At 70.2% G+C, this 22,672-nt stretch carries 3 protein-coding genes; all 3 read right to left on the reverse strand.

Translation table 11 applies throughout. The features are described 5' to 3' along the window. On the reverse strand, positions 1-6,580 hold a 6,580-nt coding region (locus H0U68_RS02640), incomplete at its 3' end, for a non-ribosomal peptide synthetase (protein WP_296352613.1). Beyond that, a complete protein-coding gene (locus H0U68_RS02645) occupies positions 6,577-11,091 on the reverse strand; it encodes a non-ribosomal peptide synthetase (RefSeq protein ID WP_296352614.1) in 4,515 nt (1,504 codons plus the stop codon). The genes H0U68_RS02645 and H0U68_RS02640, both read right to left, overlap by 4 nt. Before the next feature lie 27 nt (positions 11,092-11,118). After that, the gene (locus H0U68_RS02650) at positions 11,119-22,662 is read right to left on the reverse strand and encodes a non-ribosomal peptide synthetase (protein WP_296352615.1); all 11,544 of its coding nucleotides are present in this window, start codon (positions 22,660-22,662) and stop codon (positions 11,119-11,121) included. Positions 22,663-22,672: the final 10 nt, after the last annotated feature.

A 22,672-nucleotide genomic window follows, 5' to 3' on the forward strand; every position in this document is an offset into this window, starting at 1 on the left:
GCGCGCGGGGGCCGCCGGCGAACACGCGCCGGCCGAGCGCGCGTGCCTTGAAGTCCTTGCGCTGCTGCGGATCGTCGACGGTGTCGTCCGCCTTGTCCGCACCGCCCGCATCCCTTGCGCGCGAGGCTTGCTGCGCCGCCTGCGCGATGCCCTCGCGCCCCATGTGCTCGCGGTACAGGCCGATCAGGCTGGCCAGCGTCGGTTCGGCGAACAGCTGCGCCAGCGGCGGGCGGAAGCCCAGTTCGCGCGACAGCGCGTTGGCGATGCGCACCACGTCGATCGACGTCGCGCCCAGGCTCAGCAGGTTGGCATCGAGCGCGAGAGCGCCCTGCTTCAGGATCTCCTGGACGATCTCTGCCACGCGCTGCTCGGCCGCCCCGGTGATGGCCAGCTGCGCCTGCGGTGCGGTGTCGCCTGCGGGCTCGGGCAGCTTCGAGCGATCGACCTTGCCATTGGCCGACAGCGGCAGCGCGGTGAGGAAGGTGAACGAGGCCGGCACCATGTAGGCCGGCAGGCGCAAGGCCAGGTGGCGCTGCAGACTGGCGCCGTCCAGGCCGGGCCGCTGCGCAACCACGTAGGCCGCCAGCCGCTTCTCTCCTTGCGCGGCGCCCAGCGCGCGCACCACCGCGTGGCGCACGTCCGGATGCTGTTCCAGCGCCGTTTCAATCTCGCCGAGTTCGATGCGGAAACCCTGCACCTTGACCTGGCCGTCCTCGCGGCCCAGGAACTCGATGTCGCCGCCCGGAAGCAGCCGCCCCAGGTCGCCGGTGCGGTACAGCCGCTCGCCGGTGGCCGGATGCATGACGAAGCTGCGCGCGGTCTGCGCGGCGTCGCCCCAGTAGCCCTGCGCCAGGCCGATGCCGCCGATGTACAGCTGCCCAGGCACCCAGGCCGGCCGCGGGCGCATCGCGTCATCCAGCACGTGCACCTGCTGGTGGCGCAGCGCGCGGCCGTAGGGAATGCTGCGCCAGGCCGGATCGACCTGCCCGATCGGAAACCAGATCGACCAGATCGAGGCCTCGGTGGCGCCGCCCAGGCTCACGACATCGAGGGACGGGGCCAGCGCGCGCACGCGCGCCGGCAGGCCGACGGGGATCCAGTCGCCCGAGAGCATGGCCAGGCGCAGCGCGCCGGGCAAGCGCAGGCCGGCGCTTTCCGCGTACTCGGCCAGCATGCCCAGCAGTGCGGGCACCGAGTTCCAGATGCTCACGCGGTGCGTCTCGGCCAGCGCATGCCAGTGGGCCGGGTCCAGCGCGGCGTCGGGTTCCAGCAGCACCACGGCGGCGCCGGCGGCCAGGGTGCCGAACAGGTCGAACACCGACAGGTCGAAGCTCAGGGACGAGATCGCCAGCACCCGGTCCGCTGTGGTGATCGCAAAACGCTCGTTGACGTCGCGCAAGGTGTTGACCGCGCCCCGGTGGTCGATCATCACGCCCTTGGGCGTGCCGGACGAGCCGGAGGTGTAGATGACGTAAGCCAGGTTGGTGGATTGGGTCGCGGCTGGTTGCAGTGCGTCGTCACTCGCCGCGGCATCTTTCGTCTCCTCGACGGCGATGGCTTCCACCGAGGCCGGCAGCGCGAGCCGGTCCAGCCAACGCGCTTGCACCAGCACCAGGCGCACCTGCGCCTGCTCCAAAATCTGCGCGATGCGCGCGGCCGGCAGCGCCGGGTCCAGCGGCAGGTAGGCGGCGCCGGCATACAGCACGGCGAGGGTCGCCACCACCTGCTCCCAGCCGCGCTCCATCACCACCGCCACCAGTTGGTTGGGCACCGCGCCCCGCGATTGCAGGCGGGCACCCCAATGGCGGGCTTCCTGCCGCAGTTGCCCGTAGCCGATGGTGCGGCCGGCGGAAATCACCGCCGGCGCGTCCGGCGTGGCCATGGCCTGGCGGTCGAACAGTTCCTGGATCAGCTGCGGATCGGGCAGCGCGGCCGGCAGCGGCGCGGGCGCAAGCTGCGTCCACGGCAGCAGCGTGGCCAGCGTCGATTGCCATGCCGCCGGCTGCGCCAGCTGGCCGAGCAGATTTCGGTAGGCAGCGAACATCGCATCGACCATGCCGTCCGGGAACAGGCCCTCGATGCTGTCCCAGTTGAAGATGAGGCGGCCTTCGGACTCCAGCACGGTGTGGTCCAGCCACACCTGCGGCGTCTGGGTGATGGTGTGCACCCCTTCGGCGCCCAGCGCGTCGGCCAGGCTGATGTCGGCGGCGCCCGAGCCGGAGCCATCCCCCAGGGTGCTGTTGAACACCACCGGCATCGCCGTCTGTTGCACGCCGCGCGCCTGCGACAGCTCGCGCAGCACCTGCACGCCGCTGACCGCCGCATGGTCCATGTCGCGCCACAGCTGCGCCTGCACGGCGTGGGCCTGCTGCGCGAAGCCGGCGGCGGGATCGATGCGCATCTCCAGCAGCACCAGCGAGGTGAAGTCGCCGATCACGCGGTTGATATCGGGGTGCAGCGGCAGGCGGTTGAACAGCGTCAGGTTGACGGTGAAGCGCGGATGCCGGCTCCACAGCGCCAGGATTTCCGAGAAGGCCGTCAGCAGCAGGATCGACGGTGTGACCGAAGCCTGCCGCGCGGCCGCTTTCAGCGCTGTCCATTGCGCCGCGGGCAGCGTGGCCTCGTGGCGGGTGAAGCGCGGCGTGGCGATGGCTTCCGGCTGGCGCGCCAGCGGCAGCTGCGGAGCCGGCGCCAAGTCGTTCAGGCGCGCGCGCCAGTACGCCAGCGCGCGTTCCCAGCGCGGCGTGGCGCGCAGCGCGCGTTCGGCCAGCACGTAGTCGCGGAACGATACGCCCAGCGGCAGCAACTCGGCTTCCGGGTCCGCGTACAGCCGGATCAGCTCACGCCCCAGGATCTGCGTGCTGGCGGCGTCGACGATCAGCGCGTCGGTGCCGATGTGCAGGTGCGTCACGTCGCCGTCCAGCAGCGTGACGCGGAAGTCGAACAGCGGCCACTGGCCGGCATCGCGCATCTCGTGCGACATGGCCTCGCGAATATCGGCAAGCAGGCTTTCGGCGGTGGCCGGGTCCTTGCCGCGCAGGTCGCGGCAGGGCATCTCGTAGCGCGGCACCGTCTCCAGCACCTGCTGCGTGCCGTCGCTGTGGAACACGGCGCGCAGCATGTCGTGGCGCGCGATCAGCCGGTTCAGCGCGCGCGCGAAGCGCGCCGCGTCGAAGCCGCGGATGCGCAGCTCCTCGTAGGCATGGGCGGCGACGCCGCCCAGCTGCGCGGTCGCCTCGCGGCCGACCCAGTAGGCCTGCTGGATGTCGGTCAGCGGGAACGGCTGCCAGCGCGCCGCGGCGTCCGGCCGGATGGTGGCGAAGGCCTCGCCCGCGTGGTCCGCCGAAGGGCCTGCCGTCGCCGCCGCCAGGTCGGCCAGCACCGGGTGCTGGAACAGCATGCTGAGCGACAGGCGGGCCTGCATCTGCTGGTTGATGGCGTGGACCAGCCGCGTGGCCAGCAACGAATGGCCGCCCAGCGCGAAGAAGTTGCCGAAGGCACCGACCCGCTCGACCTTCAGGATCGCAGCCCAGATCTGCGCCATCCGCGCCTCGCGTTCGTTGCGTGGCGCGATGAAATCGGCCTCGGACGCGGACTGCGCCGGCGCGGGCAGCGCGCGGCGGTCCAGCTTGCCGTTGGCATTCAGCGGCAGGCGCTCGAGCGCGACCCAGTGGGTGGGCACCATGTGCTCGGGCAGGTGCTGCTGCAGGCGGGCGCGCAGCACCGCGGTGTCGGCAGTGCCGGCAACACCGGCGACGTAGGCGACCAGCCGGCGGTCGCCGGGCGTGTCCTCGCGCACCAGCACCACCGCCTCGCGGACCTCCGGCTGCCGCAGCAGCAGGGCCTCAATCTCCCCGGGCTCGATGCGAAAGCCGCGGATCTTCACCTGGTCGTCGATGCGGCCCGTGAAGTCGATGTTGCCGTCCGGCAGGAAGCGTGCCGCATCGCCGGTGCGGTACATGCGCTGCCCCGGCGTTTCGGCGAAGGGATTGGGCACGAAGCGCTCGGCGCTGAGGTCCGGACGGTTCAGGTAGCCGCGCGCCAGCCCGGCGCCGCCGATGTACAGCTCGCCTGTGACGCCCACCGGCACGGGCTGCAGCGCGGCGTCGAGGAGATAGACCTGCGCGTTGGAGATCGGCCGCCCGATCGGCGGCACAGCCGGCCAGCGGTCGGCATCGGCGCAGGCCAGCGCGTACTGGCTGGCGGCATGCGCCTCGGTTGGGCCGTAGTGGTTGTAGAGATAGCGCCCGCCCAGCGTGCGCATGCAGCGGCGCAGCGCATCGTTGACCTGCAGCGCCTCGCCGGCTGTGACGACCTCGCACTGTCCGGGCGCGTCGGCGGACGACGAGAAATCGACGATCTGCTGCAGCACCGCGTTGGGCAGGAAGGCACGGCGGATGTCGTGTTCGGCGATGAAGGCGCGCAGCTCGCCCAGCTCCTTGCGGCGCTCTTCAGACAGCAGCACCAGGGTGTTGCCGCTGCACAGCGTGCTGAAGATTTCCTGGAACGAGACGTCGAAGCTGAGCGAGGCGAACTGCAGCACGCGCTCGGGCGGCGGACTGCCGGGGGCGGCATGGTGGATTTGCCAGTCGACCAGGTTGCCCAGGGCACCCCAGGTCTGCGCCACGCCCTTGGGCCGGCCGGTGGAGCCGGAGGTGTAGATGACGTAGATCAGGTTGTCGGGATGGACCGGGACGCCGGGGTTGCCGGCGGGCCGACTGGACCAGGTGCCGCGGTCCGCATCGAGCCGCAGCACCGGCACCTCGCTAGCGGGCAGGCGGTCGCTCAGCCGCTCCTGCGTCAACAGCAGCTTCGCTCCTGCATCGGCCAGCATGGACGAAAGGCGCTGCTGCGGATAGGCTGGGTCCAGCGGCACATAGCAGCCGCCCGCCTTCAGCACCGCCAGCACGGCGACCACCATCTCCGGCGAACGCTCCAGGCACAGCGCCACGCGCTGGTCCGCACCGACGCCGCGGTGCCTCAGTTCATGCGCCAGCCGGTTGGCCGCTTCGTTGAGCGTGCTGTAACTGAGGCGTTCGCCTTCGTATTTCAGCGCGTCGTGCTCCGGGTTCGCGGCGGCGTGCGCCTCGAACAGCTGCACGATGTTGCAGGTGCTGGCCGGCGCCTGCTGCGTCGCGTTCCAGTCATGCAGTATCCTGTGCCGCTCCGTTTCGGGCAACAGATCGATGGCGTCTGCCCGCTGCCGCGGGTCGGCCACGAATTGAGTGAGAGTGGCCAAGAGGTACCGGGCATGCCGGTTTGCTGTGTCGGCGTCGAACAGGGCGGTGGCGTAGTTCAGCACGCCAACGATGCGCCCTGCCCGCTCGGTCAGGTCCAGTGTCAGGTCGAACTTCGCCGCCTGCGAGCCCACGCTCAGCGGCTGCGCGCTCAACCCCGGCAGCGCCAGTGCATCTTCCTGCGTGTTCTGCCAAGCGAACATCACCTGGAACAGCGGCGTGTGCGACAGGTTGCGCGCCGGGTTCACCAGCTCAACCACCTGCTCGAATGGCAGGTCCTGGTGGTCCTGCGCCTCCAGCGCAATGCCTTTCACCCGCTCCAGCAACTGCGCGATGGTGGGCCCATCGGACAGGTCGATGCGCAGCGCCAGCGTGTTGACGAAGAAGCCGATCAATCCTTCGAGCTCGGTGCGCGCGCGGTTGGCGGTCGGCGTCCCGATCACAACATCCTGCTGACCCGACAGGCGCGATAGCACCAGCGCCCAGGCGGCGAGGATCGCCATGAACAGCGTCGTGCCGTGGCGCAGGCTGAGGGCCTTGAGCTTCTCCGTCAGCACGGCATCCAGCGCAACCTCAATGGACGCGCCGTTGTAGTCCTGCTGTGCGGGGCGCTTGCGGTCCGTGGGCAGCCGCAGCAGCTGCGGCGCGTCCGATAGAAGACCGCGCCAATAGTCGGCATGCTTGGCCAGTGCTGTGCTGCTCAGCCAGCGCCGCTGCCACACCGCGTAGTCGCCGTATTGCAATGCGAGCGGCGGCAAGACGTCGCCTTTGTCGGCGCGGCGCGCAGCATACAACGCACTCAGCTCGCGCATCAGGATGCCCACCGACCAGCCATCGGAAACGATGTGGTGCAGCACCAGCACCAGCACGTGTTCGTCTTCGCCGACCTGGACCAGGCAAGCGCGCAGCAGCGGCCCGTGCTCCAGGTCGAAGCGCTCTTGCACGACCGAGGACAGCAGCTGCGACAGACGTTCCTGCGCGTTGGCCGCAGCGCGCAAATCCTTGCGCCGCAACTGGAACCCAGCCTCGGCCTCGATCCGCTGGAACGCCTCGCCACCGACCGCCGTGAAGCGCGTGCGCAGCGCCTCGTGCCGCGCCACGATCCGCTGCAGCGCCCATTCCAGCGCCGCTGCATCCACCTGGCCCGCCAGCCGCAGTCCGACCGGCAGGTGGTACGCCTGGCTGCCGCCATCCATCTGCGCAAGGAACCACAGCCGCTCCTGCGAATAGGACAGCGGCAGCAGTTCCTCGTTGCCCTCGCGCCGCGCGATGCGCGACGGCCGGCGCAGCGCCATGAACTGCTCGGGTGTCAGGTTGCGCAGATTGCTTGTCGTTGTCGTCATTCAACTTCTTTCATCGCGGCGAGACTCTCGGTCGCCTGCGCATTCCCGGTAAACACGTCGAATGAAAAATCGCCACGCCAGTGCGTGGTTCGCTGCAAATGCACCAGGATGCGCGCCATGTAGCGCTTCAACACCTGCGTTTCCACCAACGCCGCCGTGCGGCCCAGCGCCTGGAGTTCGGCGACGGTCGTGCGTTCGGAAATCCGGTGGTTCTCGCGCGGCCCCGACGCCATGTGCAGATATGGGGAAAAGGGCAAGGCGCTGTCGCGCATTGACGCCGCAAGCGCCGCTGCATGCCAGGCTTCGGGTGCCATGGGCTGCAGCGCGACGCCGAATTCAGCGGCCAGGCCCAGCACGTGCCGCCAGTCGATCTCCTGCTCGCCGATCAGGTGGTAATTGCCACGCCCCGGCCCTTCCTGGCCAAGCAGTGCAATCACGCTGTCGGCCACGGCATCCACGGGAATGATCTTCTCGGCATAAGGCCTGTCGGGGTAGGCGCCGAGCATCAGGCAGGTGTGCAGGTAGCGCGCCACGACGTCGTCCATGCGGCCCCGTCCGTGCCGGCTGTCCATCGCCACACGGCCCAGCCGAAATGTCCGTGCATCCAGCCCCTGGGCGCGGGCGCGGTCCACGAGCTGCTCGGCCTGCCACTTGCTGGCGGAGTAGCCGTTTTGCGCGAGATGCCGATCCTCCAGGTTCGACGTGTTCTCATCCACGCGAGCGCGCCCGTTCCTCGGGCAAAAGGTGTCCAGCGTGGAGATGAAGGCGAACTGCGTGGCCTTGCCGGTTGCCGCGAGATTCAACAGCCACAAGGTCGCATCGACGTTGGGCTGCAGCAATTCCTCATAGGGCAAGGCGTGGTTCACCGCCGCGCCGTTGTGCACGATCAGGTCCAAGGTCCGCGCGAGCTGAGGCGCGGCGTCCAGGCCCAATCCAGGCGCGCTCAAGTCGCCCGGCAGGCCGACGATGCGCGATGCGTCTTCGTCGCGCCACAGGCCGTACTGCTGCATCGACTCGCGGATGCGCTCGAAGGCATGCCCTGCGTCGCCGGCACGTACCAGGCAATGGCAGACAGCGTTCCCGTCCCAAGCGTCCAGCATCCTGCGCAGCAGGAATGCGCCGACGAAGCCGGTGGCGCCGGTGAGCATGACCTGCTTGGGCGTGGGATCGGATCGCGTGCGGCCGGCCCGCACGCGATCGATTTTCCGCACGTGCTGCAAACGGTGCGCGTCCAGCGGCACAACCAGTTCCACGGTGGATGGCACCCCGCGCTCGATGCAGCCGGCCAGCTCGGCGACGGAGGGGTGCTTGAAAATCAGCGCCAGGGACAGCGTGCATCCGAGCTGGACGCGAATCGTGGACATCAGCCGGGCCGCCAGCATCGAATGCCCGCCCAGGGCAAAGAAGTTGTCGTGAATTCCCACCTCGCCGCGCTGCAGGATCTCGGCCCAGATCCGGACCAGCGACGTCTCGGCGGGCGTGCGGGGTGCCGCATACCCGGTTTCGCCGTGCGCCATGTCCGGCGCGGGCAAGGCTTCGCGGTCGATCTTGCCGTTGCGCGTGAGCGGCAGGCCGTCCAGCAGCACGAAGTGCGCGGGCAACATGTAGTCGGGCAGCGACGCGAGCAAGGCCGCACGCAATGCATCTGTTTGCAGTTCAGCGCGAGCGTGCCCGGCCCCCGCCACCACGTAGGCCACCAGCCGCCGGTCGTGCGCGCGGTCCTCGCGGGCCAGCACGACCGTCTCGTGGACGGACGGGTGTGCGGCCAGGGCGGCTTCGATCTCCCCCAGCTCGACGCGGAAGCCGCGGATCTTCACCTGGCCGTCGGTGCGGCCGGTGAAATCGATGTTGCCGTCGGGCAGGTAGCGTGCGGTATCGCCGGTGCGGTACATGCGCGCGCCCGGTGCGTCGGCGAAGGGATTGGGCAGGAAGCGCTCGGCGGTGAAGTCCGGCCGGTTCAGGTAGCCGCGCGCCAGTCCCGCGCCGCCGATGTACAGCTCGCCGATGACGCCCACGGGCACGGGGTGGAGCGCGGCATCGAGCACGTAAAGCTGTGCATTGGAGATCGGCCGCCCGATCGGAGGCGCCGTCGGCCAGCGGTTGGCATCGGCGGAAGCCAGGGCGTACTGGCTGACGACGTGCGCCTCGGTCGGCCCGTACTGGTTGTAGAGATGGCTGCCGCCGAGGGCGCGCATGCAGCGGTGCAATGCATCGTTGACCTGCAATGCCTCGCCGGCTGTGACGATCTCGCACTGTCCGGGCGCGTCGGCAGTTGAAGAGAAGTCGACGATCTGCTGCAGCACCGCGTTGGGCAAAAACGCGCGACGGATGTCGTGTTCGGCGATGAAGGCGCGCAGCTCGCCCAGCTCCTTGCGGCGCTCTTCGGACAAGAGCACCAGCGTGTGGCCTGCGCACAGCGTGCTGAAGATTTCCTGGAACGACACGTCGAAACTGAGCGAGGCGAACTGCAGCACGCGCTCGGCCGGCGCGCTTCCGGGCGCGGCGTGGTGGATCTGCCAACCAACCAGGTTGCCGAGCGCGCCCCAGGTCTGCGCCACGCCCTTGGGCCGGCCGGTGGAGCCGGAGGTGTAGATGGCGTAGATGAGATTCTCTGAGTAGACCGTGGCGCCGGGGTTGCCGGTAGGCCGGCCGGCCCAGGTGCCGCGGTCCGCATCGAGCCGCAGCATCGGCACGTCGCTGGCGGGCAGGCGCTCGCGCAGCCGCTCCTGCGTCAACAGCAGTTTCGGCGCGGCATCGGACAGCATGGTCGAAAGGCGTTGCTGCGGATAAGCAGGGTCCAGCGGCACATAGCAGCCGCCCGCCTTCAGCACGGCCAGCACGGCGACGATCATCTCCGGCGAGCGTTCCAGGCACAGCGCCACGCGCTGGTCCGCACCGACACCGCGATCCATCAGTTCGTGCGCGAGCCGGTTGGCTGCTTCGTTGAGCACGCGGTAGCTGAGGCGCTCGCCTTCGCATTCCAGCGCGTCGTGCTCGGGGTCGGCAGCGGCCCGCGACTCGAACATCTGCACGACGTTGGCGGCGCTCGCCGGTGCCCGCCGGGTCGCGTTCCAGCCATGCAGGATCTTGTGCCGTTCCTCTTCGGGCAACAGATCGACGCCGTCGGCACGCTGCTGCGGGTCGGCCACGAATTGGGTCAGCGTGGCCAAGAGGTAGCGAGCGTGGCGGCTCGCCGTATCGGCGTCGAACAAGACTGTGGCGTAGTTCAACACGCCGACGATGCGCCCTGCCCGCTCGGTCAGGTCCAGCGTCAGGTCGAACTTCGCCGCCGGCGAGCCCACCGCCAGCGGCTGCGCCTGCACGCCGGGCAACGCCAGTGCATCTTCCTGCGTGTTCTGCCAGGCGAACATCACCTGAAACAGCGGCGTGTGCGACAGGCTGCGCGTCGGATTCACCAGCTCCACCACCTGTTCGAACGGCAGGTCCTGGTGGTCCTGCGCTTCCAGCGCGATGCCCTTCACCCGTTCCAGCAGCTGCGCGATGGTCGGTCCATCGGACAGGTCGATGCGCAGGGCCAGCGTGTTGACGAAGAAACCGATCAATCCTTCCAGCTCGGTGCGCGTGCGGTTGGCGGTCGGCGTGCCGATGACGACCTCCTGCTGGTCCGACAGGCGCGACAGCACCAGCGCCCAGGCGGCGAGCACCGTCATGAACAGCGTCGCGCCGTGACGCAGGCTGAGCGCCTTCAGCTTCTCGGTCAAGTCGGCATCCAGCGCAACCTGGATGGAGGCGCCGCTGTAATCCTGCTGCGTCGGGCGCTTCCTGTCGGTCGGCAGCCGCAGCAACTGCGGTGCATCCAACAGGCGCTCGCGCCAGTAGCCGGCGTGCTTGGCCAGCGCGGTGCTGCTCAGCCAGCGCCGCTGCCACACCGCGTAGTCGCCGTATTGCAACGCGAGCGGCGCAAGAGTGTCGCCGGCACCCTGGCAATGCGCTGCATAGAGCGTGTTGAGTTCGCGCGCAAGGACGCCCACCGACCAGCCGTCGGAGACGATGTGGTGCAGCACCAGCACCAGAACGTGTTCGTCCTCGGTCACCCGAACCAGGCAGCCGCGCAGTAGCGGCCCTTGTTCCAGGTCGAAGCGCTCTTGCACAACGGAAGACAGCAGATGCGGCAAGCGCTCCTGCGCATCGGCCGCGCCGCGAAAATCCTCGTGCCGCAACTGGAACGCGGCATCGGCGTCGATCCGCTGGAACGCCTCGCCTCCTACCGCCACAAACCGCGTGCGCAGCGCTTCGTGCCGCGCCACGATCCGTCCAATCGCCCATTCCAGCCCCGCCGCATCCACCTGGCCCGCCAGCCGCAATCCGACCGGCAGGTGGTATGCCTGGCTGCCGCCATCCATCTGCGCCAGGAACCACAGCCGCTCCTGCGAATAGGACAGCGGCAGCAGTTCCTGCGCGCCTTCGCGCGGCACGATGCGCGATGGCCGGCGCAGCGCCAGAAACTGTTCGGGCGTCAGGTTGCGCAGATGGCTCGTTGTGCTCGTCATGTCTGTTCGCGCGGGCGGCTGGGGCTGCTACGCCGCCTGCGCGTTCTCCATCTCCGCGAAGATGCGTTCCAGCATCTGCTCGATGGTCGGTGCCTCGAACACCGTGCGCATGGGCAGCGTCACGCCCAGGCAGTCGTGGATGCGCGCGGCCATGCGCGACGCCAGCAGCGAATGCCCGCCGAGTTCGAAAAAGCTGTCGCGCATGCCCACCTGCTCCACCTGCAGCAGCTCGGCCCAGATCTGCGCCACCGCGATCTCGATCGGCGTGACCGGCGCGACGTAGCTGCGGGTGGCGAACGCGCTGTCGTCGGGCGCGGGTAGCGCCTTGCGGTCGATCTTGCCGTTGGGGGTGAGCGCGAACCGCTCCAGCCGCACCAGCGCTGGCGGCACCATGTACTCCGGCAGTGCCCGCGACAGGTGCGTGCGCAATGCCTGCGATCCCGGATCGTCCGCGCCTTCGGCCAGCACGTAGTAGCCCACCAGCCGGCGCTCTCCATCGGCCGCCGCGCGCACCGCCACCACTGCCTGCGCGACATGTGCATGGCCGGCGAGCGCCGCTTCGATCTCGCCCAGCTCGATGCGATAGCCGCGCAGCTTCACCTGGTCGTCGGCGCGGCCGGCGAATTCCAGCATGCCGTCGGCACGGTACCGCGCCAGGTCGCCGGTCTTGTAGAGCCGCCCGCCCCCCGGAAAGCGGCTGGCCACGAACTTCGCGGCCGTCAACTCCGGCCGGTTCAGGTAGCCGCGCGCCACGCCGGCACCGCCGATGTGCAGCTCGCCGACCACGCCCACCGGCACCGGCTCGCCCGCCGCGTCCAGTACGTGGCAGCGGGTGTTCGCCAGCGGACGCCCGATAGGCAGGGTATCCAGCCGGTCCAGATCGACCTCGGCGAGATCGAGCCAGGTGCTGTCCACGGTGGCTTCGGTCACGCCATAGGCATGCACGTTGCGCACCCCCGGGCCGCACAGGGCGCGCAGGCGGGCGGCGCTGTCCACGCGCCAAACGTCCGAGCCGCAGATCACGGTGTCCATGAAGGACAGGTTCTCGCCGGCCTGCTCCAGGTGCGCCAGCAGCCCATCGAGCACGGCGGGGACGGCGTCGGCAATTGCGATCCGCTGCTCTTTCATCAGCCCGAACAGCCGAGGCGGATCGGCCAGGTGCTCGCGCGGGCAGAGCACCAGCCGCCCGCCCGAGGCCAGGGCGCGCACGAAGTCCGCGGTGAACACGTCGAACGAAAAACTCGCCATCTGCAGGTGGGCCATGCCGGGGCGCAGCGTGTAGAACCGCTGCCAGGCGTCGCACAGCGCGGCGAGCTGCCGGTGTTCCACCATCACACCCTTGGCGGGGCCGGTGGAGCCCGAGGTGTAGATGACGTAGGCCAGGTGGTGCGAGGCCAGGCCGGCGGCTTCGGGCCGCGGGTTGGTGTCGGGCTGCGCGGCCCAGGCCTGCGCGTCCGCGAGCAGGTTCACCTGGGCGGCGACGGTTTCCAGGCCGGCCAGCGCGGCGGCGCCGACCGCGTCGGTCAGTACCACCACAGGGGCGCTGTCGGCCACCATGTACTCCAGCCGCGCGCGCGGATAGGCCGGGTCCAGCGGCACATAGCAGCCGCCGGCCTTCAGCACCGCCAGCACGGCGACGACCATCTGCACGCCGCGGTCGACGCACACGCCCACACGCGCATCCGGCACGACGCCGAGCGCGCGCAGGTGGTGCGCCAACTGGTTGGCGCGCCGGTTCAGCTCTGCGTAGCTCAGCGCGGTGTCACCGTCCGTCACGGCGAGGGCCGCACCGTCGCGCAATGCCTGTGCCTCCACCAGCGTGTGGATGCACAGGTCCTGCGCATACGACTGGTCGGTCTGGTTCCATTCTTCGATCAGGCGTGCGCGTTCCGGCGCGGACAGCATCGGCATGGACAGCGCGGCCTGTTCCGGCGCCTGCACGAATTGCTTAAGCGCGGTGATGAGGTATTGCACGTGGCGCTGCGCCGTCTCGCCGTCGAACAAGGCAGTGGCGTAGTTCAGCACGCCGACGATGCGCCCTGCCCGCTCGGTCAGGTCCAGCGTCAGGTCGAACTTCGCCGCCTGCGAGCCCACCGCCAGCGGCTGCGTGGTCAATCCGGGCAGTGCCAGTGCGTCTTCCTGCGTGTTCTGCCAGGCGAACATCACCTGGAACAGCGGCGTGTGCGACAGGCTGCGTGCCGGGTTCACCAGTTCCACCACCTGCTCGAATGGCAGGTCCTGGTGGTCCTGCGCTTCCAGCGCAACGCCTTTCACCCGCTCCAGCAGCTGCGCGATGGTCGGGCCATCGGACAGGTCGATGCGCAGCGCCAGCGTGTTGACGAAGAAACCGATCAGCCCTTCGAGTTCGGTGCGCGTGCGGTTGGCCGTGGGCGTGCCGATCACGACGTCCTGCTGGCCGGACAGCCGCGACAGCACCAGCGCCCAGGCAGCGAGGATCGCCATGAACAGCGTCGTGCCGTGGCGCAGGCTGAGCGCCTTGAGCTTCTCGGTCAGATCGGCATCCAGCGCGATCTCGATGGACGCGCCGCTGTAATCCTGCTGCGCGGGCCGCCTGCGGTCGGTGGGCAGCCGCAGCAGCTGCGGCGCGTCCGACAGGCGCTCGCGCCAGTAGCCGGCGTGCTTGGCCAACGCGTTGCTGGTCAGCCAGCGCCGCTGCCAGACGGCGTAGTCGCCGTATTGCAGCGCGAGCGGCGGCAGGTCATCACCAATGCCGGCGCAGTGCGCTGCATACAGCACGCTGAGTTCACGCGCGAGGACGCCCACCGACCAGCCGTCGCAGACGATGTGGTGCAGCACCAGTACCAGCACGTGTTCGTCTGCGCCGACCTGGACCAAGCATCCGCGCAGCAGCGGCCCGCGCTCCAAGTCGAAGCGCTCATGCACGACCGAGGACAGCAGCTGCGGCAGGCGTTCCTGTGCATCGGCTGCGCCGCGCAAATCCTCGCGCCGCAATTGGAACGCGGCTTCGCCATCGATCCGCTGGAATGCCTCGCCGCCCACCGCCACGAAGCGCGTGCGCAGCGCTTCGTGCCGCGCCACCACGCGCTGCAATGCCCATTCCAATGCCGCCGCATTCACCCTGCCCGCCAGCCGGAAGCCCGCGGACAGGTGGTACGCCTGGTCAACGCCCTCCATCTGCAGCAGGAACCACAGCCGGTCCTGCGCATAGGACAGAGGCAGCGCGGCGCGGCGGTCGGCCGGCTCGATCGGCGGCAGGGTCGACGCCTGCGCCGCCATTGCATGCCGGGCGAAGTCGCACAGCCGCGGCGCGGCGAACACGGCGGCCAGCGGCACCTCGATGCCCATGTGCCGCCGGATTGCCGAAACCATGCGGATCGCCAGCAGCGAATGCCCGCCGCGCTCGAAAAAGTGGTCGTTCCTGCCCACCCGCTCCACGCCGAGGATGGCCGCCCAGGTCTGGGCCAAGGCGGTTTCGACACGGTTCGCCGGCGCCTCGTACACGTGCGAGCCGAAGGCGCTGTCATCGGGCGCGGGAAGCGCCTTGCGGTCGATCTTGCCGTTGGGCGTGAGCGGCAAGCGCTCCAGCCGCACCAGGGCGGTGGGCACCATGTGCTCCGGCAGCGCGCCGGCCACATGGGCGCGCAACGCCGGCGCACCCGGATCGGCCGCGCCTTCGGCCAGCGTGTAGTAGCCCACCAGCCTGCGTTCCCCGTCCCGCGCCGCGCGCGCCACCACCACCGCCTGCGCGATGCCGTCGTGGCCGGCCAGCACCACTTCGATTTCGCCCAGCTCGATGCGGAAACCGCGCAGCTTCACCTGGTCGTCGGCACGGCCGGCGAATTCCAGCGTGCCGTCCGGCCGCCAGCGCGCCAGGTCGCCGGTCTTGTAGAGACGTTCACCGTCCGCGAAGCGGCTTGCCACGAAGCGCTCGGCCGTCAGATCCGGCCGGTTCAGGTAGCCGCGCGCCACGCCGGCGCCGCCGACGTGCAACTCGCCGACGACGCCTTCCGGGACCAGCGCGCCCGCCGCATCCAGCACGTAGCAGCGCGTGTTCCAGAGCGGTCGGCCGATCGCCACCGGGCCTGTGCCAGCCGAGGGGCCCAGTTTTGCCGCGCAGGACCAGATGGTGGTTTCGGTCGGACCATAAAGGTTCCAGGCCGGCGCGCCGTCGGCGACAAGCCGCGCCGCCAGGTCTGGTGGCAGGCTTTCGCCGCCGCAGAGCTTGCGCAGCGCGAGCGTCTCGCCCGCTTCGGCCAGCAGCCGCCAGGTGGCGGGCGTCGCCTGCATGAGGGTGGTGCCGCTGGCGCGGGCGAGCGCGGCCAGTGCGTGCGCATCGTGCGCGGTGGCTTGGCCGGCGATCACCACGCGGGCACCGGAGATGAGCGGCGCCCACAGCTCCAGCCCCGCGATGTCGAACGACAGCGGCGTCACCGCCAGCAGCCTGTCGCTGGCGGTCACGCCGGTCTCGGCCGCCATGGCCTGCAGCAGGTTCACCACCGAGGCATGTTCGACCATCACGCCCTTGGGCTTGCCGGTGGAGCCGGAGGTGTAGATGACGTAGGCCAGGTGATGCGAGGTCAGGCCGGCCGCTTCGGGCTGCGGGTTCGTGTCCGGCAACTCCGCCCAGGCCTGCGCACCCGTTTCCAGGTCGAGGCGCGCCGTGCTTCCTTCGAGCCCGCTGAGCGAAGCCGCACCCACCGCGTCGGTCAGCATCACCAGGGGCGCGCTGTCGGCCACCATGTGCTGCAAGCGCGCGCGCGGGTACGCCGGGTCCAGCGGCACATAGCAGCCGCCCGCCTTCAACACCGCCAGCACGGCGACCACCATGTACGCCCTGCGGTCCACGCACACGCCCACCCGTGCATCCGGCACGACGCCCAATGCGCGCAGGTGGTGCGCCAGCTGGTTGGCGCGCCGGTTCAATTCCGCATAGCTCAGCGCGGCATCGCCATCCACCACCGCGATCGCCGAACCATCGCGCAGCACCTGCGCCTCGACCAGTGCGTGGATGCACATGTCCGGCGCAGAGGGCTGGTCCGTCCGGTTCCATTCCTCGGCCAGGCGCGCACGTTCCGGCGCGGCCAGCAGGTCCAGCTCGCCAACGGCCCGGTCCGGCGCGCTGTCCAGCGCATCCAGCAATTCCTCCAGCGCTCGCTGCACCATCGTCCACACCCGCTGCGCCCCGATGCCGCCGGCCACCTGCACCGTCAGCCGGAAGCCCCGGCCCAGGTCGTCCACGAACAGCGACACCGGGTAGTTGGTGCGCTCCTCGGTGTCGATCCGCTCGATGCCGGCCGCGCCCGGCTGCGCGGCGCCGCCGGCCAGCATGTCCGCATGGCGGTAGTTCAGCAGCGCGGTGAACAGGGGAGCCGGCGCCGCGACGCCGCTGCAGCGCTGGGCCAGCACCAGCGAGGCATGCTCGTGGTGGATCAGCTCGGCCAGGTCGCGGTGCACCGCCTCCACGCAGGCCCGCGCACCCGTGCTCCCGCAGGCGATGCGCACCGGCAAGGTGTTGATGCAGGGACCCAGCGCCCGCTCGGCGCGCGCACCGCCTTGCAGCCGGCCGAACAGCACCGTGCCGAACACCGCTTCCTGGCGCCCGCTGGCGCGCGCCACCACCGCGCCCCAGGCCACGTGCAGCAGGCTCGCCGCGCTCACGCCCAAGGCCTGCGCGCGCGTGCGAATGCGTCCGCTCAATGCGTTCTCGAGCGCGCCGCGGTGCTGGTCGATCGCGCGGCCATCGCCCCGGATGTCCAGCAGGCCGAAGGGCGCCGTCGGCTCGGTGAAATCCGCCAGCACGCGATGAAAGAACGCCGCATGGTCGCGCTGCGCCGCTTCCTGCCGCACGCGCCAGATGAAGTCGCGGAACGGCGCGGGCTCGGCCAGCGTGCCGGCCGAGCCGGCCAGCTGCGCATGGAGTTCCGCGTTCAGCAGCTTGAACGAAGTGTTGTCGTCGACCAGGTGGTGGAACAGCTTGGCCACCAGCCAGCCGTCGCCGGCCGGGTCGCGCGCCGCGTACAGGCGCAGCATCGGCGCCTGGGCGGGATCGAGGCGCAGGCGGCGCGGATCGTACCGGCGCCGCATCTGCGCCGCGGCGTCGCCCTCGGCCGCATCGAGCTCCAGCTCGGTGACCTGCAGCGGCGCCTTGCGCCAGACCACCTGCATCGGCTCGCCCAGGCCCTTCCACAACACGGCGGTGCGCAGGATGTCGTGGCGCGCGATGGATATCTCCAGCGCGGCGACGTAGCGGTCCAGCGTCGCGCGGTCGGCAAAGCGCAGCAGGTTCCACAGGAGATACGGGTCGCTCTCCGGCGTCATCAGGTGGTGGAACAGGATCCCTTCCTGCAGCGGCGCAAGCGGGTAGATGTCCTGGATGTTGTCCGCACCCCCGGGGACAGCGGCGACGATGCGGTCGATCTCGTCCTGCGACAGGTCCGCCAGCGGAAACAGCGCGGGCACCAGCGGTCCGCCGACAACGGCGACCGGATTGGCCGGCGCCTGCGCGAGGTCCGCATCGGCGCGCACCTCGCCGGCCAGCGCCGACAGCACCGGCGTGGCGAACAGCGTGCGCACGTCGGCGTGCAGGCCCGCGCGCCGCATCTTTTCCAGCACGCGCACGGCCAGCAGGGAATGGCCGCCCAGGGTGAAGAAATGGTCGTCGCGGCCGACCCGCTCCACACCCAGGATTTCCGACCAGATCCCCGCCAGCGTGGTTTCCACCGGGCCCACCGGCGCGGCGTAGGCACGCGCGCCATGGGCAACGCCGTCGGGCGCCGGCAGCGCCGCGCGGTCCAGCTTGCCGTTGCCGGTCAGCGGCAGTTGTTCCAGCGGCACATAGGCCGCCGGCACCATGTGCTCGGGCAAGCTGCGCGACAGGTGCGCGCGCAGCGCATCCGAGCCGGGATTGTCCACGTCCGGCGCCAGCGTGTAGTACGCCACCAGGCGCTTGTCGCCCGCGGCGTCGTCCGATGCAATGACCACCGCATCGCGGATGCCGCCGTGCGCGGCGAGCGCGGCCTCGATCTCGCCCAGCTCGATGCGGTAGCCGCGGATCTTCACCTGCTGGTCGCCGCGCCCGAAGAATTCCAGCGTGCCGTCGGCGAGGAACCGGCCCAGGTCGCCGCTGCGGTACAGGCGGTCGCCGGGCACGAACGGATTGGCCACGAAGCGTTCCGCCGTCAGCGCCGGACGGTTCAGGTAGCCGCGCGCGACACCGGCGCCACCCACGTACAGCTCGCCCACCACGCCGACCGGCGCAGGCACGCCGCCGGCATCCAGCACGTACAGGCGCAGGTCGTCGATGCGCTGTCCGATCGGGCTGGCGCCGGGCCGCTCGGTGTCCGCCGCTGTGAGCGGGTGGTGCGTCACATGCACCGTGGTCTCGGTGATGCCGTACATGTTGGCCAGCTGCGCGCCGGCGTTGCGGGCGTCCGCATACCAGGGGCGCAGCGCGGCCGGCTCCAGCGCCTCGCCGCCGAAGACCACATGGCGCAGCGCATGCGCTGCGGGGTCGTCGGCCTGGGCCGCCATCAGCCCGCGGAACGCGCTCGGCGTCTGGTTGAGAACCGTCACCCGCTCGCGGCACAGCAGCCGGTAGAACTCCTGCGGCGCGCGCGCGACCATGCGCGGCACGACGACCAGCCGGCTGCCGTGCACCAGCGCGCCCCACAGTTCCCACACCGAGAAATCGAAGGCGATGGAATGGAACAGCGTCCAGGTGTCGCCGGGGCCGAACTGGAACCACTTGCGCGTGCCAGCGAACAGGCGCGTGGCGTTGCGATGTTCCACCATCACGCCCTTGGGCCGGCCGGTGGAGCCCGAGGTGTAGATGATGTAGGCGAGGTGGTCGGCGCGCAGGCCGATGGCTTCGGGGTCCGGGTCGTTGGCGGACAAGGCGGACCAGCGTTGCGCGTCCGCAATCGGGTCCACGATCGGCGCCTGCAGCGGCGACCCCGCCAGCGCCGCGCGGCCTGCAGCGTCCGCCAGCACCACCACCGGCGCGCTGTCCGCCACCATGTACGCCAGGCGGTCCGCCGGATAGTCCGGGTCCAGCGGCACGTAGCAGCCGCCCGCTTTCAGGATCGCCAGGGCCGCCACCACCATGTCGATGGAACGTTCCATGCAGATGCCGACGCGCGCATCCGGCACGACACCCAGCGACCGCAGGTGGTGCGCCAGGCGGTTGGCGCGTTCGTTCAACACGCCATAGGCAAGTGCCGTGCCCTCGTGCACCAGCGCGATGGCCGCGGGATTGCGCCGGGCCTGCTGCTCGACCAGCGCGTGGGTGCAGCCACCGCTCTGCGCATCGGGTGCTAGCTGGTTCCATTCCTCCACCACCTGCCGGTATTCGGACGGCGGTAGCAGCGGCAGCTCGGCGAGCGGGCGGTCCGGTTCGGCCAGGCAGCACTCCAGCACGTGGACGTAGGCTGCCACCATGCGTTCGATGGTGGCCTGCGCGAACAGGTCGGTGGAATAGTTCCACAGCATGGTCACCGCATCGCGGCTGGCCGCGTCACCGCCGCGCGGAATGGTGACCACCTCCAGGTCGAACTTGGCGGTGCGGTTGCTGTAGGCCTCGCGCAGCGAGAGCTCGAAACCTGGGCCGGCCAGCAGCGGCAGCGTGGAGCTGTGGGCGCTGAACGCCACCTGGAAGATCGGATTGCGTGCCAGCGAGCGGCTCGGCTGCAGCGCGCGCACCAGCTGGTCGAACGGCAGCTCCGCATGTTCGTGCGCCTCAGCCACGGTGTCGCCCACCTGCGCCATCAATTGGCGGAAGCTCGCCTCGCGCCGCATGCCGGTGCGCACCACGGTGCTGTTGACGAACATGCCGAGCATGCGTTCGGCGTCGCGCGTGCGGCGGTTCGCCACGGTCGAGCCGATCAGCACGTCGTCGCTGCCGCACCAGCGGCACAGCACGATCTGGAAGGCCGACATCAGCGCGGTGAACAGCGTTGCGCCTTCGGCCGCGCAGAAGCGGCGCACGTCGCCGCGCAGCCTGGCCGGCAGATCGAAGCGCACCTGCCGTCCGCGGTACGACGGCTGTGGCGGCCGCGGAAAGTCCGTGACCAGCGGCAGGGTGAAACTGGCGCCTGCCAGCTTGCCGGTCCAATAGGCCAGATGGCCGCGGTAGCGCGCCTGCGTGGCGGCGCTGCGCTGCGAGGCCACGTAGTCCCGGTACTGCGCGGCCAGCGGCGGCGGCGGCACTGCCTGCGTGCCGGCGTGGACTGCATAGAACGCCAGCAGCTCCGACAGGAACAGGTTGGCGCTCCAGCCGTCGTGCACGAAATGGTGCTCGATGTGGACCAGCGCATGGTCGCCGGGCGCGAGCCGCACCAGGGTCCAGCGCACCAGCGGCAGCGCGCCCAAATCGAACGGGCGCCGCACTTCGTCGTCGACGATCTGCCAGAGCGCGTCTTCGCCGCCGCCTTCCGGCAGCTCCACGCAGCGCAGCGCGGCCTTGGCGTTGGCGTGGATCTGCTGGTAGGGCGTGCCGTCCTCGCCCTGGTGGAAACTGGTGCGGAAGATCTCGTGCCGCGCGACGATCGCGTCCAGGCTGGCCTGCAGCAGATCGCGGTCGATGTCGCCGCGGATGCGGATGACGCATTGCGCGTTGTAGGCCAAAGAGTTCGGCGACAGCTGCTCCAGCAGCCAGATGCCGTTCTGCTGGTAGGACAGCGGCGCGCGGCCGGGGAGCGCGCTTGCCACTGATTCAGTGCGATCGTCCAGGGGTGCCTCGATCACCGGACTGCGCTCGATCTCCTCGGCGAAGCGTGCGATCGTGCGGGCGTGCAGCAGTGCGCGCAGCGGCACGTCGCGCTCAAACGCCTCGCGCACCCGTGTCATGAGCTGCACGGCGGTCAGCGAGTGGCCGCCCAGCGCGTAGAAATCGTCGTCGATGCCGACCTGCTGGAACTGCAGCAGCTCGGCCCAGATCGCCGCCAGTGTGTGTTCGGTCGCGGTGCGCGGCGCCTGGTAGGCCTGCGTGGCGAAGGCGCTGTCGCCGGGCGCCGGAAGCGCCTTGCGGTCGATCTTGCCGTTGGGCGTGAGCGCGAAACCCTCCAGCAGCACCAGCGCTGGAGGGACCATGTACTCCGGCAAGGCCTGCGACAGGTGCGTGCGCAGCGCCTGCGACCCCGGATCGTCAGCATGTTCCGCCAGCGTGTAGTAGCCCACCAGCCGGCGTTCTTCGCCCTGCTCCGCGCGCGCCACCACAACGGCCTGCGCGATGCCTGCGTGGCCGGCGAGAACCGCCTCGACCTCGCCCAGCTCGATGCGGAATCCGCGCAGCTTCACCTGGTCGTCGGCGCGGCCCATGAATTCCAGCGTGCCGTCCGGCCGCTGGCGCGCCAGATCGCCGGTCTTGTACAGGCGCTCGCCCTGCGCGAAGGGGCTGGGCACGAAGCGCTGCGCCGTGAGCTCCGGCCGGTTCAAATAACCGCGCGCCAGGCCGATGCCGCCGACGTGCAACTCGCCGACCTCGCCTGCCAAAACGGCATTGCCTGCTGCGTCCAGCACATGGCATTGCATGTTCCGCAGCGCCTGGCCGATTGGCACCGAGCCGGTGCCGATGGCGTCCGGCAGGCACGCGTGCATGGTGGCGCACACCGTGGTTTCGGTCGGGCCATAGGCGTTGAAGAAACGGCGGCCGGAGGCCCAGCGCTGGACCAGACCAGTGCTCGGCGCCTCGCCGGCAACGACCAGGGTTTCTACGCTGGCCGGAATCGCGCCGTCGGCCAGCGCGGCCAGCACCACCGGCGGCAGGGTTACATGGGTGATCGCCGATTGCCGCAGCACGGTGCCCAGCACGTCGCCGGCCAGCACCGCACCGGGTGGCGGCAGATGCAGCGCGGCGCCGTGGCACAAAGCCATCGCCATTTCGGACACCGAGGCGTCGAAGCTGAACGAGGCGAATTGCAGCACGCGGCTGTTGACGTTGATGCCGAAAGCCTTCCCTTGCGCGAGCGCGAGGTTGACCACGCCACGGTGCTCGACCATGACGCCCTTGGGCTTACCAGTCGATCCCGATGTATAGATGACGTAGGCCAGGTGCCGCGCCGTCAGGCCCACGGCTTCGGGCTGCGGATTCGTGTCCGGCTGCTTGGCCCAGGTTGGCGCATCGGCCAGGAGGTCCAGCGATGCCGGGCATCCTTGCAGGCCGGCCAGCGCCGCCGCGCCCACCGCGTCGGTCAGCACCACCAGGGGCGCGCTGTCGGCCACCATGTGCTGCAGCCGCGCGCGTGGGTACGCCGGGTCCAGCGGCACGTAGCAGCCGCCTGCCTTCAGCACCGCCAGCACGGCGACCACCATGTGCGCCCTGCGGTCCACGCACACGCCGACGCGCGCATCCGGCACGACGCCGAGCGCGCGCAGGTGGTGCGCCAGCTGGTTGGCGCGCCGGTTCAGCTCCGCGTAGGTCAGCGCGGCATCGCCATCGGCCACGGCCACGCCAGCGCCGTCGCGCAGCGCCTGCGCCTCGACCAGCGCGTGGACACACACATCCTGCGCAGCAGCGGGCCGGTCCGTGTTGTTCCGCTGCACCAATGCAGCGGCATCGTGGGCCGACCCCACGCGCGCATAGCGTGTCGACACGTCTTGCGTT

The sequence above is a fragment of the Ramlibacter sp. genome (assembly GCF_013697775.1).
Taxonomy (GTDB): Bacteria; Pseudomonadota; Gammaproteobacteria; order Burkholderiales; family Burkholderiaceae_C; genus Ramlibacter.

What these genes read in the sequence shown, in the direction of transcription:
- H0U68_RS02645 (WP_296352614.1), bottom strand. Translation starts at nt 11,091, where the DNA reads ATGACGAGCACAACGAGCCATCTGCGCAACCTGACGCCCGAACAGTTT.